Origin of the sequence: Micromonospora sp. NPDC003816 (genome assembly GCF_042874705.1) — a bacterium.
Classification (GTDB): Bacteria; Actinomycetota; Actinomycetes; order Mycobacteriales; family Micromonosporaceae; genus Micromonospora.
This window is the reverse complement of sequence record NZ_JBIANP010000003.1, coordinates 711497-729131: the sequence shown is the minus strand read 5'-3', so window position 1 is coordinate 729131 and position 17635 is coordinate 711497. Positions and strand designations below refer to the sequence as shown.

General features: G+C 69.9%; 12 protein-coding genes. 2 read left to right on the top strand and 10 right to left on the bottom strand.

Features of this window, described 5'->3' with window-relative positions; genetic code table 11:
• Positions 1–4: 4 nt before the first annotated feature.
• The 5 genes from ACFYTT_RS14180 to ACFYTT_RS14160 form a co-directional block, all read right to left on the bottom strand.
• Positions 5–4741, bottom strand: a complete 4737-nt coding sequence (locus tag ACFYTT_RS14180; RefSeq protein WP_343232755.1) for an Ig-like domain-containing protein — start codon at positions 4739–4741, stop codon at positions 5–7.
• Positions 4742–4868: 127 nt separating this feature from the next.
• A complete protein-coding gene (locus tag ACFYTT_RS14175) occupies positions 4869–6818 on the bottom strand; it encodes a glycoside hydrolase family 127 protein (protein ID WP_387259352.1) in 1950 nt (649 codons plus the stop codon).
• 2 nt (positions 6819–6820) lie between these two features.
• Positions 6821–7735 carry a carbohydrate ABC transporter permease gene (locus ACFYTT_RS14170; protein ID WP_131051999.1) on the bottom strand — a complete coding sequence of 305 codons (915 nt, stop codon included), beginning with the start codon at positions 7733–7735 and terminating at the stop codon, positions 6821–6823.
• A 4-nt stretch (positions 7736–7739) separates the two neighbouring features.
• Positions 7740–8657: a carbohydrate ABC transporter permease gene (locus ACFYTT_RS14165; RefSeq protein WP_387259350.1), complete on the bottom strand. Its 918-nt coding sequence runs from the start codon at positions 8655–8657 to the stop codon at positions 7740–7742.
• Between the two features lie 102 nt (positions 8658–8759).
• Positions 8760–10058, bottom strand: coding sequence for a sugar ABC transporter substrate-binding protein (locus ACFYTT_RS14160; RefSeq protein WP_176093865.1), 1299 nt, complete (start codon positions 10056–10058; stop codon positions 8760–8762).
• 602 nt (positions 10059–10660) lie between these two features.
• Between ACFYTT_RS14160 and ACFYTT_RS14155 the strand changes: the two genes are divergently transcribed.
• Entirely contained in the window at positions 10661–11683 is a 1023-nt protein-coding gene (locus ACFYTT_RS14155; RefSeq protein ID WP_131052002.1) for a LacI family DNA-binding transcriptional regulator, read from the top strand.
• 61 nt (positions 11684–11744) lie between these two features.
• Here ACFYTT_RS14155 and ACFYTT_RS14150 read toward each other — a convergent pair whose 3' ends face one another.
• Positions 11745–12863 carry a LacI family DNA-binding transcriptional regulator gene (locus ACFYTT_RS14150; protein ID WP_368660262.1) on the bottom strand — a complete coding sequence of 373 codons (1119 nt, stop codon included), beginning with the start codon at positions 12861–12863 and terminating at the stop codon, positions 11745–11747.
• Between the two features lie 399 nt (positions 12864–13262).
• On the opposite strand from ACFYTT_RS14150, the gene ACFYTT_RS14145 reads away from it, so the two are divergent.
• On the top strand, positions 13263–14501 hold the full coding sequence (locus tag ACFYTT_RS14145; RefSeq protein ID WP_176093864.1) for a cellulose-binding domain-containing protein: 1239 nt from the start codon (positions 13263–13265) through the stop codon (positions 14499–14501).
• A gap of 46 nt (positions 14502–14547) precedes the next feature.
• Here the strand turns inward: ACFYTT_RS14145 and ACFYTT_RS14140 are convergent, their stop codons facing one another.
• The 4 genes from ACFYTT_RS14140 to ACFYTT_RS14125 form a co-directional block, all read right to left on the bottom strand.
• Complete coding sequence (locus ACFYTT_RS14140) at positions 14548–14754, bottom strand: helix-turn-helix transcriptional regulator (RefSeq protein WP_076472788.1); 207 nt, start codon at positions 14752–14754, stop codon at positions 14548–14550.
• On the bottom strand, positions 14754–15233 hold the full coding sequence (locus tag ACFYTT_RS14135; protein ID WP_131051237.1) for a DUF2975 domain-containing protein: 480 nt from the start codon (positions 15231–15233) through the stop codon (positions 14754–14756). The genes ACFYTT_RS14140 and ACFYTT_RS14135 overlap by 1 nt, the downstream gene beginning before the upstream one ends.
• Positions 15234–15296: 63 nt before the next feature.
• Positions 15297–16673 (bottom strand): transaminase, encoded by a 1377-nt coding sequence (locus ACFYTT_RS14130; RefSeq protein ID WP_387259345.1) that lies wholly within the window; start codon positions 16671–16673, stop codon positions 15297–15299.
• A gap of 69 nt (positions 16674–16742) precedes the next feature.
• The gene (locus ACFYTT_RS14125; RefSeq protein WP_254877058.1) at positions 16743–17558 is read right to left on the bottom strand and encodes an SAM-dependent methyltransferase; all 816 of its coding nucleotides are present in this window, start codon (positions 17556–17558) and stop codon (positions 16743–16745) included.
• Between the last annotated feature and the right edge of the window lie 77 nt (positions 17559–17635).

Below are 17635 nucleotides of genomic sequence, written 5' to 3'. Positions count from 1 at the left end.
GGGGTCAACCGCAGGTGAGCGCGCCGAACGGCGCCTCGAACTCGACGGTCACCGGCTCGCCGTCGACGGTGCCGGTGGCCTTCACCGTCGCGGTGCCGGCCTGCACCGAGGTGGCGCGGGTGTTGAACGCCTGGAAGGCGGCCTTCCCGGACGCCACGTCGGCGACCGTCCGCGAGCCGTATGCCGTGATCAGCTCGATGCGCAGCGGCACGTCCCCGGCGTTGTGGGCGTTGACGGAGACGTAGACGTTCCGGCCGGTGCAGCGCGTGCTGGCCTGCACCTCCACGTCCCAGACCGGGGTCTGGGGCGGGTCGCCGACGGTGAGGGTCAACGTGGTCCGGGTCGCCCCGGCCTGGCTGACGTACGGGGGCAGGATCAGGTCACCGATGATCGTGTAACGGCCGGGGGTGTTGACGATGCGCTCGTCGAAGTCCCAGTCGACACCGATGGCCTGGTTGTCCCGCGACCCGTCGTTGTAGGAGACCTCCACCTTGTCCGGCAGGAACGGCAGCTCGCCCACCTCGACGGACTGCTCGAAGGTCTCGGCGCCCTGGATCGAGATACCGCCGGTGGACATCTCCGGCCGTACGTAGATCCGCGCCTCGGCGATCAGCCCGTACGCGTCGTTCGTGCCGTAGACCACGAACGGGTCGACGTTCGGCTCGGCGACCTGCTCGGGCGTGATCTCCTGCCAGTTGAACGCGACCTGGCCGCGCTCGCCGCTGGCGTAGACGGCGTCCAGCGTGCTCGGCAGTGTCGGCACGTCACCGACACCGGTGCGGATGAGCACCGGGGACCGCACCGAGTCGACCGTCTCGCCGTTGGCCCGCCAGCGCAGCACGCCGGTGCCGGCACCGCTGCCCTGCACGCCCCAGATGCGGATGCGAAGGTAGCTGGTGGTGATCGGCGTGAACTCGAAGCTGTTGAACCGGTTGGTCGCCAGCCCACCGGCGTACGTGCTGCCCTCGGCCAGCGTCACCGGCGTCCAGGTGGTGCCGTTCTCCGAGGTCTCGATGGCGTACGTGCCGGCGTTCGGACGGCGGGTGCCGCCGTTGTCGTCGTACCAGTAGATGTCGGTCGAGGAGAGTCGCACCGGCGCGCTCCAGCGGTACTGGATCCACGCCTCCCGTGCGGTGCTGGTGCCGTTCTGCGGTTGGCCCCAGTTGCCCCAGCCGCTGCCGGCACCCGGGTTGGAGTTGGTCGGCGTGGTGGGCTCGTTGACCCGCGAGTGGTTCTCCCACGATGCCGTGCCACTGGTGCTGATCGTGGCCGAGGCACCGAACTCCGCGGTGACCTCGCGCTCGGCCAGCGTGACCGACACGTTCGCCGTCGACCGCTTCTCGCCGTCGTCGGCCCAGAACCGGAACACGTAGTCACCGGCGACGGTGCCGGTGACCCGGGTGGTCAGCGCCCGCGCGTCGGCGAAGATGACGCCCGCGCCCTGCGGCGTGGAGACGGTCTCCCAGCCGAAGGTCAGCTCGCTGTCGTACGGGATGCCGTCGTCGGCGGCCGTGGCGACGAGCCGGGTGGAGAGGTTTCCGTCCGCCGAGCCGTCCCGGTTGGCGGTGACCTGTGGCGCCTGGTTGGTCACGTCCGGCACGTCCCGCCCCGACTCGAACACCTGGATCTCGCTGATCGCGGTGAAGTGGGTCGGGTTGTTGGTGAAGGTGACCCGGAGCTTGTCGGTGGTGACGGTGTCGAACAGCGCCTCGTTGAACTTGGCCGAGGGCACGACCGGGTTCTTGAACTGGTCCGGCACCTCCTTCCAGCCGCCGTTGCCGTCGGGCACCTGCACCCACCAGCGTGCCGGCTCGCGGTAGCCACCGGCCTGCCGGTCGCTGACGAAGAAGACCTTGACGTTGTCGAGGCTCTTGGCCGCGCCCAGGTCCAGCTCGATGTAGCCGTTGCGCTCGGTGGTGCCGTAGTTGCCCCAGTAGGGTTCGTTGGCGGTGATCCCGTCGGTGACGGCCGCCAGCGACACCGGACGCTCGGTCTCGGAGATGGCGCCGGGCGTGTAGTTCATCGAGGTGGTGCTCCAGCCGGGCGTGTGGAACTGCCGCCACGGCGTGGGCCGCACACCCTGCTGGGTGTACGAGGAGCTGAGCTGGGCGCCCTGCGCCAGGTTCGGCGCCTGCTCGGTGAGGTCGATACCGGCGGTCTTGAGATAGCCGACGACGCGGTCGTCGGAGATCGGGGTGTCCACCGCGCTCGGGAAGTCGGCCCCGGTGGTGGCGGTGAAGGTGACGGTCACGCCCTCCTCGGCCTGCACCTGGTTGGTGTTCGGGTCGTAGGTGACCTTGCCGAGCTTGTCGGTGGTGACCTTCTTCTCGCCGTTGAGGAAGAGGCTGTAGCCGGCGCCCAGGCCGTACTTGCTGCCGTCCGGGTCCCAGACGATGGTGACGTCCTGACCGTGGTACCGCAGGTTGTTGACCATGAAGTGCTCATAGCCGAACTGGATCGGCCACAACTCGATCTTGTCATCGGAACGCGGCTGGATGCCGCCCATGTCCTCGATGAAGATGTAGTTCATGTTGCCGAGCATGATGTGGTTCTGGTTGTTGCGGTTGTAGGAGCGCGTCGTCGGGTTCCAGTTGGAGTAGTACTCCGCCTGGTTCGCGACCCGCATGTCGGCGTTCGGGTAGATGCTCCACGCCATCCAGTCCAGCAGCCGCTTGGCGTACTCCGGGGTGATGTACTTCTGCTCCGGGTCGTAGTGGCGCAGCGCCGACCGCACACCGCGGTACTGCACGGTGAAGTTGATGTTCGAGAAGTTGTTCGAACCGCCGATCCCGTACGCCGACCGGTCGTACTGGTTGGCGGTGTAGAACGGGAAGATCGGGAAGTTGTCGCCGTAGGTCAGGAACCGGAACCCGTCGACGTACTTCTCCCACTGGTCGGTCGGGATCAGGTTCTCGGCGTAGATGTCGTAGAGGTTCGTCTCCTTGGCCGGGATCAGGTTCCGGGCCGAGGCGGGCAGCGGGTTGGCCCGCCCGTTCGCGGTCGCCGCGCTGCTCGCGCCGTGCGACGTGCCGGACAGGAACATCCGCATGTCCGGGCTCCAGAGCCGGGTCAGGATCGCGTCCCGGATCTCGTCGGCGCTGGCCCCCATCGCGTCGACCTTGGCCTGGTCGGCGTCGGAGAGCTGGTAGAGCTGCCGGGCCGCGTCGAACGCGCCCCACACGTACGCCGACTCCGGGCGCTCGATCGTCCGCGCACCCGGTGCCCCGGTGTTCACCTTCGGGAAGCCGAACGTGATCGCGTCGGCGTCGTTGCCCGGCATGTAGTTGGTGTCGTACGCGATCAGCTTGTCGTCGTTGCCGTCGTAGTGCTCCAACTGACCGACGCCGTCACCCTCGAAGTACTGGGCGAACTTGCGGGCGACCTGCTTGCCGCCGCCGTGCACCTGGTACGCCTCGAGCCCGGCCGTGCCGAGGTACTGCGAGTAGTGGTTGTTCCAGCTCGTGTGCCCCGGGCTGTCCAGGAAGGCCGACGAGCCGGACAGCTCACCGATGTTCAGGATCTGGCCGTACCCCAGATAGGGCGTCCGCAGCCACTTGGTGTCCTGAAGGTGCATCGGCTGGGTCAGCGCGACCGAGTTCTGATAGAGGTTCACCCCCTCGATCGTCGTGGGGTACTGGTAGACGTGGCCGGAGGCGTTGGCGTCGAGCGAGTTGTAGCGCTCGCCCCACCAGCGGTACACGATGGCCTTCTCCATCGCCGCGTCCGGGACGTTGATGTACGGCACGTCCTGGGCCCACTGGCGGTGGAAGGCGGTGATGCCGGTCCGCACGGCCACGCTCGGCGACAGGCCGGCGTACTCCTGGTAGCTCTCCACCGTCTCGGGCAGCGTGGCCGAGGAGACCGCGCCCACCACGGACAGCGACAGCGAGCCACCGGCCGGGACGGTGATCTCGCGGTCCAGGTTGCTGCCGGTACGCGTGAAGCCGGAGCCGGTGAGGTCCACCCGGACGGAGTCCCACGGGGTGTCGACGAGCCCGTTGTTCGAGCCGCTGGTGATGGTGCGGGTGCCGGTGAGCGCGCTGTCGCCCGCAGCCTGGGTGGCCAGCGGCGACGCGGCCCGGACGGTGAAGGTCGCCGCCGAGCCGCCCGGGTTGGTGAACTCGATGGCGGTGACCGCCACGTTGTCGTAGGTGATGAACTTCGTCAGGTCGGCGCGGACCCCGGTGGAGCCGATGGTGTAGCGGCTCCGGGCGTGGCTCGGTGCGTTGAACCGGTTGGCGTTGACCTCGGACACGGTCTGGCCGGGCACCGTGACGGTGTAGAGGTTGCCGAGGTTGTTGGGGCCGCCGACGAACGTGTTGCCGGCGAAGCCCATCACGGTGAAGTTGTTGTTGCTGGCGCCGCGCATGTAGAGGGTGCGCCCTCGGGTCATCAGCACCGCTGACCCGAGCGTGCCGCTCACTCCGAGGATGCGGTCGAGGTAGTAGTCGGTGCCGCCGGCGGCGAGGTCGGCGTCGAAGACGGACTGGTGCATGTTGCCGGCGGTGAACGGTACGCCCGGCCGGAGCTGGTTCACGACGTCGCCGACGTTGCTGTAGGTCGGGTCGCCGATGTCCATGACGTGGTTCTGACCGTTGGTGTGGACCCCGACGTCGCCCTCGTTACCGGGCAGGATCGGGCCGGCCGCGTGGGCCGGGGACGATACGGCTACCGTCCCCGACACCACGAGCGCGGCAAGGGCGCCCCAGAGGGGCACCCTCCGCACGCGTCTGCGGATCATCTTCTTCCTCCTTGATATCGGTGCGGGCGGGCGGGTGAGGCGGTCCCCCACGTCGCACCTCGGTGGTGATTCGAGCGGCTCGTGGTGCTGTCGGCGCGGTTCGGACAATCCGATGTGAGCGTTAACATCAGCTCCGCCCCCGGCCCTGCTCCGGCAGGTCACCGTCGACGGGGATCCAGACCCGCATGGTCGAGGGCCCACGGTTGGCCCAGGCGTGGTACGGCACCAGCGTCACCTCGTCGAACACCTCGACGGGCGCGGGCGAGGACTCGGCGACGTCGGCCCGGTAGGGCCATTCGTGGTCGTGCGGGCGCACCCGGCGGCACCGCACCACCACCCGACCGTCGACCAGCCGGGGCGGTTGGCTGGTGTCTATCCGCAGCTCGTCGACGCTCGTCACCCCCGGCACGTCCACCGACTCGATCGCGAACACCAGCGGACCGCGCTCCACCGCCACACAGCCCCGCACCGCGTCGATGCGGCTGTCCGGATGGGTGAACCGGGGCGCCATCGGCAGGGCGAGGACGACCTCGTCGCCGCGTTGCCAGGTGCGCTGCTCGGTGACCATGCCGGGGGCGACCGGTCGGGTGGCTCCGGCCACCGTGACCGTGGCGCCGTCGACGGCCCAGTCCGGCACCCGCAGCGACAGTGACCACGGGCGGTCGTCGTCGCTGTCGACGCGTACCCGGATCTCGCCGTCGTGCGGGTAGTCGGTGGTGATGACGAGGCACCGCTCCCGCCCGTCGGGAAGGCGGTGCGCGATGGTGCCGGGCAGGTACTGGTGCAGGTGCAGACCCTCGTCGTCGCAGGTGGCGGCGTACGCGCCGAGGCTGGCCACGGTGCGGGCCACGTTGGTCGGGCAGCACGAGACCTCGAACCACGGCGCCCGGAGCGACGCCGCCGCGCGCAGGCTGGGCCGGTCGGCGTCGGGCACCGTGCCGAGTTCCCGGCGGTGCAGCGTGTTGGTGTAGAAGAAGCTGCGTCCGTCGGTCGACGGCGAGGTCGACACCACGTTGAACAGCGTCCGTTCGATGAGGTCGGCGTAGCGGGACTCGCCGTCGGCGAGCAGCAGCCGCCAGGCCAGCATCACCGAGCCGACACCCGCGCAGGTCTCCGAGTACGCCCGGTCGGGCGGCAGCATCCAGTCCTCGCCGAACGCCTCGTCCTGGTGCCGGGAACCCTGCCCACCGGTGACGTACGTGCGGCGGGTGACCGCGTGGTGCCACTGACCGCGTACCGCGTCCAACAGGCTGGCGTCCTTCAGCTCGACCGCGACGTCGACGGCACCGGCGGCCAGGTAGTTCGCACGCACCGCGTGCCCGCGCAGCACGGTGGCCTCCCGGATCGGGGTCTCGTCCTGGAAGTACTCCCGACCGAACTCGATGTCGGCGAGCCGACCGTGGCCGCGCCGGTCGACGAAGAGCGCGGCCTGGGTCAGGTAGCGGTCCTGACCGGTGGTGCGGGCCAGTTCCACGAACGCGGTCTCGATCACCGGGTGGCCGCAGACGCTGTCGATGCCGTCCACACCGAACGTCTCACACACGTGGTCGGCGGCCCGGCAGGCGATCTGGAGCAGGCCGTCGTCGGCGTCCGGCCGGGTCCGGGCCCGGGCCACGGCGGCCTGGACGAGGTGCCCGACGCAATAGAGTTCGTGCCCCCATTCGAGGTCCGACCAGCGCGGTTCCTGCCCGGGTCGGCCGAACTTGGTGTTCAGGTATCCGTCGGGCTCCTGCGCCGCGCCGACCCGCCGCACCAGGGCACGGAACCGCGATTCGAGATCCGGGTCGGCGGTCCGGCCGATCTCCCACGCCAACGCTTCGAGGAACTTGTAGATCTCCGAGTCGGAGAACTCGCGTCCGCGCCGCTCGCCGGCAAGGTCTCCCGCCACGGCCAGGTCGAAGTTGCGGACCCAGCCCTCCCGTTCGAGCCAGTGCGCGATGTGGTCGAGGGTCACCCCGTTGACCGACTGGCGCTCGGCCCAGAATCCGCCCGCGATCCGGACCTCCCGCAGGTCGAGGGGGCGCAGGCGACCCCGGACCGGCAGGACGGGTGCGGCCGGATGTGCGTTGCCGCTCATGGTCATCCTTTCAGCGCGCCGGACATGAAGCCGCGCACGTAGTGTCGTTGCAGCAGGAGGAAGAGGACGATGCACGGCAGGGCGAGGACGACGACGCCCGCTTCGGTCGCCCCGTAGTCGACGACACCCTGCACCTGGCCGCGCAGGTTCGACACGGCCAGCGGCAGCGTCATCTTCTCGGTGTCGTTGATCAGGATCAGCGGGGCCATGAAGTCGTTCCACGCGGCGAGGAAACCGAAGAGACCGACGGTGATCAGACCCGGTTTCACGGCGGGCAGCAGCACCCGCCACAGCGCGCTGAACGACGAGCACCCGTCGACCATCGCGGCCTCGTCGAGTTCACGGGGCACCGCCTCGAACGAGATGCGCATCAGGAAGGTGGAGAACGGCAACTGGAACATGGTCAGCACGAGCGCGACGCCGACCAGGGAGTTCTGCAACCCCACCTGGTTGAGCAGCACATAGAGCGGGATCAGCAGCGTCGCGTACGGGACCATCAGGATGGCCAGGGTGAGCAGGAACAGGATGTTCTTGCCGGGGAAGCGGAACCGCGCGAAGGCGTACCCGCCGAGGAACGAGATCAGCAGCGTCAGCGCGACCGTGAGCAGCGAGACGAATGCCGAGTTGCCGAGGTAGCGCCAGACGCCGGCCTGGTAGGCGGCCAACGTCTGGTAGTTGCCGATGCCCCAGCCGTCCACCTGGTTGGTGCCCGGTTGCGGGGAGACCGAGGCGACCGCCGTCCAGACCAGCGGTGCCAGGAAGATGAGGGCGACCGAACCGGTGAACACCCAGTACGGCGTCCGCAGCGCGATCCCGGCGATGGTGGTGCCGCTCGGCTTCCTCGGCCGCGACGGCTCCGGTGCGGACGGCGGTGTCCCGTCGGCGACGGTCTCCGTGGTGCGGGAAACGACGGTCATCGGATCAGTTCCCCTCGGACCGGAAGGCGCGCATCTGCAACGCGTTGATCATGATCAGGGCGACCAGCACGATGACGGAGATGGCCGCCGCCACCCCCAGGTCGTTCTGCCCCTGGAAGGCCACCATGTAGATGAGCTGCACGACGGTGATCGTGCTGTTGTCCGGGCCGCCCTTGGTCAGGATGTAGAACTGCTCGAAGGCGAGCAGGGAACCGGTCACGCAGAGCACGGTCGTCAGCGCCAGGGTGGGGCGCAGCAGCGGCAGCGTGACCTTGCGGAAGGTCTGCCAGCGGCTCGCCCCGTCGGTACGCGCCGCCTCGTACACGTCGGCGGGGATCCCTTGCAGGCCGACCAGCATGAGCACCATGTAGAACCCGGCGTACCGCCACACGATCAGGAAGGTCGTCGAGAACAGCGCCGCGTTCGGGGAGCCGAGGAACGTGATGCCCAGGCGGTCCACCAGCGGGGCCAGCGGGCTCGCGTACGGCGAGTAGATCACGTAGAACAGCAGCGACGCCGAGGCCAGGCCGAGCGCGCTGGGGATCAGGAACGAGGCCCGCAGCAGGTTGTTCCACCGGCTGGACTCCTGCACCAGCAGGGCCAACCCGAGAGCGAGCGTCAGCAGCAGCACGGTCGCGAGCGCCGTGTACTTGAGGGTGAACACCACCGAGTCGGTGAAGAAGCGGTGCTCGACCGCCTTCACGAAGTTGTCGGGCGCGTTGAACCCCTGGTCACCGGTGAGCAGCGGCCACCGCGACAGCGACATCTTGATGACCAGCAGCAGCGGCACGGCGAACAGCAGCGCCACGAAGACCGCGGTCGGCATCGCGTAGAGCCAGCCGAGCAGTGCCTGACGACCTCGGGGACGGGCGCGGCGCCGTGTCGCCGCACTGGGCGGGCGAGACGGTGCGGTGACGCTCATGGGACCTCTCGTTTCCTTCGCTGACGGATCGAACGTGGGCGCGGCGGGGGCGGGTGCCGACCGGTAGGGACTCCTCGGGCGGCACCCGCCCCCACCGGGTACCTACTGCTTCAGGACGGCGGTGATCTCGCCGTTGTCCTTCGGCAGGTCGCCGTTACCGTTGAGCACCTGGTTGCGGACGAGAGTCAGCCACGGGCTGTTCGGCGCGTTGAACGCCTGCTGGAAGTTGAGCGCGACCGGGGTGTCGCCCTGACCGGCCACCTCGTTGATGGTCACCAGGCGCGGGTCCTCGGCGGCGTACTTGTTGTTGGCCAGGTCGGCGCGGGAGACCACGTCCTTGTTCTTGGCCAGCACCTCGACCTGGGCCTCCTCGGACATCATCCAGCTCAGGAAGTTCCACGCCTGCGCGGCCTTCTTGGAGTCCTTCGAGATGCCGACACCGTCGCCACCGACGAAGGTGGAAGCGCCGCCGTTCGGGCCGGGGATGCCGGCGACACCGGCGTCGAACGGCGTCGAGGAGAGCAGCGTCGCCGGGTAGAACATCAGGCCGACCTTGCCCTCGGTGAAGGCGGCGGTCCAGGTCGGACCGGTCTCCCCCGCCGAGGCGGGCAGCACGGCACCGGAGCGCCACAGGTCCTGCCAGGTGCTGAAGACCTTCTGCGCGGTCTCGTCGGCCAGCTTGGACTCGGTGCCGTCGTCACTGAGCACCTGCCCGCCGTCGGCCCAGATGGACGGGAACCAGGTGAAGACGAGGCAGCCGCCGCAGTTCAGGCCGGCGGCCGTACCGTAGACGCCCTCCTTGCCCGAGGCCTGCACCGCCTTGGCGGCGGCGGCGTACTCGGCGAGCGACGCGGGCGCCTTCTCCGGGTCGAGCCCGGCGTCCCGGAACAACTGCTTGTTCCAGAACATCATCGACAGGTCCAGCACGAAGGGCAGCACGTGGGCCTTGTCGTCGACGGTACCCGCCGACAGGTGTCCCTTGTTGATCTGGTCCTTGAAGTCCAGGCCGTCGATGTTGGAGCTGATGTCCTGGAACAGGCCCTGGCTGACCCAGTTCGGCACGTAGACGATGTCGGCGGCGAACAGGTCCGGCAGGCCACCGGAGCCGGCCGCCGCGCCGACCTTGGCGACGTAGTCGTCGTTCGGTACGACGGTGAGCTTGACCTGGTTCTGGTGTGTGGCGTTGTACGCGTCCACCAGCAGCTTCGCCTGCTTCTCCAGCGGTGCGCGGGTCCACAGGGTCAGCTCGCTGCCGTCGTCGACGCCGGTCGGGCCGGCCTCGGCGGCGCTCGGGCCGCTCGGTTCGTCGCTGCCGCAGGCCGCCACGGCGAGGACCATCGTCGCCGCCATGGCTCCGGCCAGCGAACGCAGGGCAGTACGCCTGCCCAGGGTTTTCCTCATGATTCCTCTCCTAGTCTGCATCGATGCTCGCCGGGGAGCCGCGAGGCGGTTCCCGTGAGCCGGGTAGCGGGCGGTTCCGCTCGATCGGGTGGGACCGGAGCCGCCGCACCGGCCGTCGGCCGTGGACGTGATCGGCGAAGCCGGATGATCAGGTACGGCCGGCGGGTGACCGGCCGGGCAGGGTCAGGGTGTGGACAACAGGTCGCCGACGGAGTCCCGCCGAGCCGAGGTGTCGTGTGGACGGTCCGATGCGGCACCGCCGCATCGCTGCGTCGCGCGGGTGGGGTGGACCGGTGACGACGACGCGGTCCGCACCGTCTTCGTGGGCGATGCCTCGTCCGTCCTCATCGGTGTCGCCTCCCGCCGGGTCCGACGGGACCGGCACGGCGAGCCGCACCGCCGCCGAGGTGGTCGGTATCACTTTCCGCCGCTAGCGTGTCCCACGAAAACGGTTTCGGCAAGATGTCTGATGGGTAAAACCTGAACCCGTTTCGGTGTGGGCTTCACCTTCCCTTACATGCACCCTGCGCTCTACGCTTGCCCGTCATACGGGGGCGGCGACCACCTGCCGGCCATCCTGAAACTCTTGCGAAAGGCTTTCGGTGGGTCGACGACGATCACAGTCAGTGACGCTGAGTGACGTGGCCAGCCGGGCCGGCGTCTCGGTCGCGACCGCGTCCAAGGCGCTCAACGGACGCGCCGAGGTGGCCCAGGCGACCCGGGAACGCGTGCTGCGCGCGGCCGACGAGCTCTCCTTCCAGCCCAACGCGCTGGCCTCCGGGCTGATCAACGGCCGCACCCGCACCGTGGGGCTGCTCACCGACGAACTCGGCGGCCGGTTCGCCATGTCCATCCTGCTCGGTGCCGAGAACGCCCTCGGCAACGAGCAGATGTCGGTGCTGCTCTGCGACGCACGGGGTGACGCGATCCGGCGCCAGCACTACATCCGTACGCTGCTGGCGCGGCAGGTCGACGGGTTCATCGTGGTCGGCGACAGCAACGAGGTGGGTCCCTCGCTGACGCAGGACATCCCGGTTCCGGTGGTCTACGCCTACGCCGAGTCGACCGACCCCCGGGACCTGTCGGTGATCGCCGACGACGAGGGCGGCGCCCGGCTCGCCGCCGAGCACCTGGTGCTGCACGGACGACGGCGGATCGGGCACATCACCGGCCCGGACGGTTACCGGTCGGCCCGGGACCGGGCGGCCGGGCTGCGGACGGTGCTCACCGAGGCGGGCCTCGATCCCGCCGGGGACCCGCTGTTCGGCGAGTGGTCGCAGCGGTGGGGCCGGCACGCCACCCGACTGCTGCTGGCGGCCCGCCCGGACGTGGACGCGATCTTCTGCGGCAACGACCAGCTCGCCGCCGGAGCCGCCGACACACTGCGTGACCTCGGGCGACGCATCCCGGACGACGTGGCGATCGTCGGCTACGACAACTGGGAGTTCTTCGCCGCCGACTGCCGACCACCGCTGACCACGGTGGACCTCAACCTGGAACGGCTCGGCGCGACCGCGGTCAAGCACCTCTACGCCGCCCTGGACGGCAATCCCGGCAGTGGCGTCATCCGCCAACCCGGCCGCCTCGTCGTCCGCGAGTCGACCGGACCGGCGGTGCACCGCTGAGCCGGGCGGGTGTCGCCGGAGCCGACGACCCACCGGGCCGGGAGGACCCTCCTCGGCCGGGCTAACCGATCAGGCTGGCCGGTCGCAGCGCGCGCAGCGGTCGGCCGACGCCGCACGGGGCCGCCGCGCTGCGCCGGCTGACCAGTTCCGGCACCAGCAGGTCGCGTCGGCGCGCCGGCGTCTGCCCGGCCGGGTCGAGCTGCGCCAGCAGCAGTCCCAGGCTGCGCCGGCCCAGTTCGGCGAAGTCCTGCCGCACCGACGTCAGCGGCGGCAGGAAGTGCGCCCCGTCCGGCGTGCCGTCGAAGCCGACCACGCTGACGTCCTCCGGCACCCGGCGGCCCGCCTCGTGCAACGCCCGCAGCACGCCGAGGGCGAGTTGGTCGCTGGCGCAGAAGACGGCGGTGACGTCGGGGTCGGCGGCCAGCCGCTCCCCCTGCTGGTAGCCGGTGCTGGCACTCCAGTCGCCGGGGACGACGGCCGGCACCGGCGCACCGGCGGCCCGCAGGGCCTCCCGCCAGCCACGGATCCGTTCGTCCGCCTCGGGCCAGTCCTCCGGGCCGGACACGTGGTGCACGGTGGCGTGGCCGAGGTCGAGCAGGTGTCGGGTGGCGAGTCGGGCACCCGCCACGTTGTCGATCTGCGCGCTGGCGATCTCGTCGCTGCATCCACCGCCGACGGTCACCGCCGCCAGCCCGCCAGCCGCCTCGGCCAGCGCCCCGGCCATGGCGGGTTTGGGCGCGATGGCGATGAGTCCCTCGACCGACTGCCGACGCAACCAGTCCGCGGCGTCGAGCACCGACCGCCGGTCCAGGTGTCGCACACTGGCGACGCTGACGAAGTAGCCGGCGGATCGGGCCGCGCCCTCAATGGCGTAGAGCATCGAGGTCGGCCCGTACAGCGGGCTCTCGTAGCCGATGATCCCGAGCGTGCCGGAACGCCGGGTGACCAGGGCGCGGGCCGCCGGGTTGCGCTGGTAGTCCAGCTCCCGCATCGCCGCCAGCACCCGCTGGCGGGTGTCGTCGGCGACGTACGGGTGGCCGTTGATGACCCGGGAGACCGTCTGCGCCGACACCCCCGCCCGCGCCGCGACGTCACGCATGATCGATCGACCGCTGGACCGCCCGGCGCCGGCCCCACTGTTCGCCGCGCCCATCCGTGACCCGCCGCTCTTCTCGATCATCGCCTGCTCTCCCCTGCCCAGAGGTCCCCGTCGCGTCGCCCGTGCCGCCGGGACCGATGGCCCGCGTACGCGCGAGGACCCCGGTGGTCTGATCTCCGACAATGAACCTCGAAAACCATTTCGGCAATCCCTCCCAGGAGATCTCCGGCTAAAACCGATCGCAGAGATCACGGGATTTCGGCAATCAGGCCCGCTCCGGCACCCCGCAGAGGACCAAGCGGGCCAGCTTCGTCCACGAAAACCATTTCGGCAATAGCCCGGGGCCGAATACGGCAGGGTTTGCGAACACCGGTCAGCCCAACCAGACCTCCCACCTGCCACCATTTAGTTTACATCGACGCCAATCTATCGCTGTCGGTGTGTCCACCGACGGCGTCTCCGACACCGGGAGGAGCACCTATGAGATCACCCCGAACAGGACCACGGCTCGGTGTGGCGGTCGTCGCCACCCTGGCCTTCACCGGTGGAGCCACCCTGGCAGTGACCGGTGCGCAGGCCGCCGCGCCGGGCTGCCGGGTCGACTACCGGGTCACCAACCAGTGGTCCGGCGGGTTCGGTGCCGAGGTCACCGCCACCAACCTCGGCGACCCGCTCAACGGCTGGACGGTGACCTGGACGTACGGCGCCGGGCAGAGCGTCACCCAGGCGTGGAACGCCACCGTGACGCAGAGCGGAAGCCGGGTCGACGCGACCAGCGTCGGCCACAACAGTGCCCTCGGCACCGGCGCCGCCACATCGTTCGGCTTCAACGGGTCGTGGAGCGGCAGCAACCCGGCACCGACCACGTTCGCCCTCAACGGCGTCACCTGCACCGGCACGCCCGGCACCCCGGCACCGACCACGCCCGCCCCGACGACCCCGGCACCGAGCCCGACCACGCCCCCGCCGACCAGCGGCTGGAATCCGCCCGCGCACCTGGTGAACCCGCTCAACCAGGTGTGGCAGCACGTGGAGCAGACCTACAACAACGGCAACCCGTACGGGTTCCGCAACTACGGCTGGGACCAGGTCATGGCCAACCGTGGAGCACTGAACTTCTGTGTCCGCTGGGACTCCGGCGCCACCGTCACGGCCGCCCAGCGCGACCAGATCCACGCCACCCTCGCCCGGCAGTACAAGAAGTGGATGGACGTGATGGTCGGGCACAACGCCTGGCCGTACCAGCAGGTGCCGATCAAGGTGGTCGGCTGGGCCGTCCGCAACCGCAGTCAGCTCCAGTGGACCGACACCAGCGTCGACGTCTACGTCAACGACATCCGCGAGAACGCCCCGCAGTGCGCGCCCGCGTGCGGTCGCTTCTTCAACCAGGGTGGGCAGTACCCGAACTGCCCCGGCGGGGTGGCCCGTCACTACGACCAGTCGCTGTGGCTGACCGACGGGTTCGGCGGCGGTGCCGGCGGCGACTGGGGCCAACGCATGGGTCGCGAGTACTACATGAACAACCTGAACGCCGAGAACATGCACATCCTGCTGCACGAGATAGGCCACACCTTCGGCCTCGACGACTTCTACGACTGGACGCCCAGTGGAGTCGGCGGGTTCCTGATGCGGGCCGGCAGCGCCAGCTCGATCACCGAGTTCGACGCCTGGATGTTCCGGGACTGGTGGCGGCATCTCAAGAGCCGTTACGGCTACTGAGGCCGCACCTCGCGGGGCCCGGCGCGACGGCCGGGCCCCGCAGGGTTCACTCCTCGACCCATTCCAGCAGGTCACCGGGTTGGCAGTCGAGCACCCGGCACATCGCCTCCAGGGTGCTGAACCGGACGGCCTTGGCCCGGCCGTTCTTGAGCACCGCCACGTTCGCCGGCGTGAGCCCCACCCGCTCGGCGAACTCACCGACGCTCATCTTGCGCTTGGCGAGCTGGACGTCGATGCGCACCACGATGGGCATCAGATCACCGCTTCCATGTCGGTCCGCAGCGTGGTGGCCTGGCGCAGCAGCGCGCGCAGCACCACCATCAGCAGCCCCAGCACGGCGACGCCGGTCGAGAGCAGGAGCAGCAGGAACGGGACTCCGGGGTCGTCGGCCCTGAATCCTACGTAGAGGAAGACGGCCACCAGCACCACCCAGGCGGCGGCGACGGCCCATACGATCACGTCCACCCAGACCAGCGCGGCCGGGCTGAAGATGCGGTCGTTCTTGACCAGGGTGAGCAACTTCCAGGTGCAGACGACCACCACCTGGACGCAGAGCACCCAGAACACCGTGACGGCGGTCAACGGCCACCGCAGGTACGCCTGTTCCGGTGACTCCTGCGCCATATGGGCGAACTGCCCCGGCAGCGAGAGGGTCTGGAACACGACCAGGATCCCGAACAGCACCACGAGGAAGACTCTGAGGGCGGCCACCGCCCAACGCGTCACCAGCATGCATCGACTATCACTCGCTACCTATCGAGAGTCAATAGGTTTCGACTGTTCCCACCCGATCGGTCACCCCACCAGCTCGCCCAACGCGTCGCCGAAGACCTCGTGGTGGCGGCGTACGTCCTCCACCGTGGTCTGCGGACACATCAGCGCCATGTTGTGGAACGGGGTCATCAGGATCCCCCGGTTGAGCAGATAGACGTGCAGGTAGTCCTCCAGGTCGGCGTCGGCGCACCGGGCCGACTCGGTGCCGGTACGCGGGGCCGGGTCGACGAAGCGGTACTCCACCCGCGCGCCGAGCCGGCTCACCGACCACGGCAACGCGTACTCGGCGAACAGCGCGCCCACCCCCTCGGCGAAGCGGGCCGCCGTCTCGGCCATGCCGGCGAACGCCTCGTCGGTGAGCACCTCGCGCAGGGTGGCCAGGGTGGCCGCGACCGACACCGGGTTGCCGGCCAGCGTGCCGCCGACGCCGCCCATGTCGACCAGGTCGAGGTCCGTCCGGGCGGTCAGGTCGGCGGCCAGCTCGGCCGAGAGGCCGTACGCGCCGACCGGGATCCCACCGCCGATGGCCTTGCCGATGGTGACCACGTCCGGCGTCAGGTCCCAGGCGGCCGTCGCGCCTCCCGGCCCGGCGGAGAACGTGTGCGTCTCGTCGTTGACCAGGTAGGTCCCGTGCTGCCGGGTGAGCGCCCGCACCCCGTCGAGGTAGCCGGGCTCCGGCAGCACGATGCCGATGTTGGTCAGCGCCGGCTCCATCAGCACGGCGGCCACGTCGCCGTGGGCGAGTTCGCGGGCCAGCCCGTCCAGGTCGTTGAACTCGGCGACGCGGCTGGTGGTGGTCACGTCGCAGGGGGCACCGACGTTGCCCGCCCGGCTGCGGGGCCGCCCGTCCGGCCCGACCACGATCAGCGACTCGTCCACCGATCCGTGGTAGCAGTAGCTGTTGACCAGGATGCGCGAACGGCCGGTGACGGCGCGCAACAGCCGGATGGCCCACCGGTTGGCGTCGGTGGCGGTGAGCGTGAAACTCCAGGCGGGCAGCCCGAAGCGACGGGTCAGCTCGGCACCGACCGACGCCGCCTCCTCGGTGGGCAGCATGGTGGCCGCCCCGCCGAGATCGGCCAGACGTCGGGTGACCGCCTCGACCACCGGCGCCGGGGAGTGCCCGGCCATCGCCCCGGTGTCGCCGAGGCAGAAGTCGACGTACTCGTTGCCGTCGACGTCGGTGACCCGGGCCCCGCGAGCCCGGTCCAGATAGACCGGGAAGCCGGCCGCGTTCTTGTTCATCCAGGTCATCGGGACCTTGCCGAACAGGTGCCCGGCGTCGGCGTACGCGGCGGCCGAGCGGGGGTGGCGGTCCACGAACGTGGACCGCTCCCGCGCGAGCAGCCGACCCAGGCGGGTACGGTCGACGCCCTCAGCTTCGAAATCCGTCGGCATCGGGCGACAGTACCAACGAGATGGCCCGCCAGCTAGATGCCCGACGACTGATTACTGCCGCCGCCCCGGTCAGCGCTTACGGCCGACGGCGCAGTACTGGTCGATCTCCTCGGGCAGCTCGGCCGGGTCGCCGTCGGGACGCCAGCGGGTCACCGACACCACGCCCGGCTCGACGAGTTCCAGGCCCTCGAACAGTCCGGCGATCCGCTCCGGGCTGCGCAGGTGGTATCGGGGGTTGGCGGAGACGTTCCAGATCCTGACTGCCTCGGTGACCGCCTCGCTGGTGTCGCTGCCGTCGTACATCGCGAGGTAGCTGCCGGAGGGCAGACGGTCGACGAGTCCGCGAATGATCGACTTCGCCTCCTCGTCGGACTCGACGTGACCGAGGATGCCCATCAGCATCACGGCGACCGGCTGGTCCAGGTCCAGCGTCCGGGCCGCCTCGTGCAGGATCCGGTCCGGGTCGCGCAGGTCCGCGTCGACGTAGTCGGTGGCGCCCTCGGGGGTGCCGACCAGCAGGGCACGGGCGTGCGCCAGCACGAGCGGATCGTTGTCGACGTACACGATGCGCGCCTCCGGGGCGACGGACTGCGCCACCTCGTGCGTGTTGTCGGCGGTCGGCAGGCCGGTGCCCACGTCCAGGAACTGCCGGACACCCGCCGTGCCGGCCAGGTAGCGCACCGCCCGGGCCAGGTACGCCCGGGACAGCCGGGCGTTCTGCGCGAGCTGCGGCAGGTTGGCGATGATCTGGTCGCCGACCTCGCGATCGGCGGCGAAGTTGTCCTTGCCGCCGAGCAGGTAGTTCCAGATCCGCGCGGTCTGCGGCACTCCGGTGTCCAGAGTGGGCCTGTCCTGTTCGCCGCCGGTCACCGTCGCACCGTCCACCACGTTCGCACCCTCAGTCTGATTAGGACCACTGTCGTCGGTCAGCCTAGCCGCGCCGGAGGGACCGTCGCCGCCCC

Excerpts from the sequence above, each read along its gene's own strand:
- ACFYTT_RS14180 (WP_343232755.1), bottom strand. The coding sequence starts at position 4,741 with ATGATCCGCAGACGCGTGCGGAGGGTGCCCCTCTGGGGCGCCCTTGCC.
- ACFYTT_RS14175 (WP_387259352.1), bottom strand. The coding sequence starts at position 6,818 with ATGAGCGGCAACGCACATCCGGCCGCACCCGTCCTGCCGGTCCGGGGT.
- ACFYTT_RS14170 (WP_131051999.1), bottom strand. The coding sequence starts at position 7,735 with ATGACCGTCGTTTCCCGCACCACGGAGACCGTCGCCGACGGGACACCG.
- ACFYTT_RS14165 (WP_387259350.1), bottom strand. The coding sequence starts at position 8,657 with ATGAGCGTCACCGCACCGTCTCGCCCGCCCAGTGCGGCGACACGGCGC.
- ACFYTT_RS14160 (WP_176093865.1), bottom strand. The coding sequence starts at position 10,058 with ATGAGGAAAACCCTGGGCAGGCGTACTGCCCTGCGTTCGCTGGCCGGA.
- ACFYTT_RS14150 (WP_368660262.1), bottom strand. The coding sequence starts at position 12,863 with ATGATCGAGAAGAGCGGCGGGTCACGGATGGGCGCGGCGAACAGTGGG.
- ACFYTT_RS14145 (WP_176093864.1), top strand. The coding sequence starts at position 13,263 with ATGAGATCACCCCGAACAGGACCACGGCTCGGTGTGGCGGTCGTCGCC.
- ACFYTT_RS14140 (WP_076472788.1), bottom strand. The coding sequence starts at position 14,754 with ATGCCCATCGTGGTGCGCATCGACGTCCAGCTCGCCAAGCGCAAGATG.
- ACFYTT_RS14135 (WP_131051237.1), bottom strand. The coding sequence starts at position 15,233 with ATGCTGGTGACGCGTTGGGCGGTGGCCGCCCTCAGAGTCTTCCTCGTG.
- ACFYTT_RS14130 (WP_387259345.1), bottom strand. The coding sequence starts at position 16,673 with ATGCCGACGGATTTCGAAGCTGAGGGCGTCGACCGTACCCGCCTGGGT.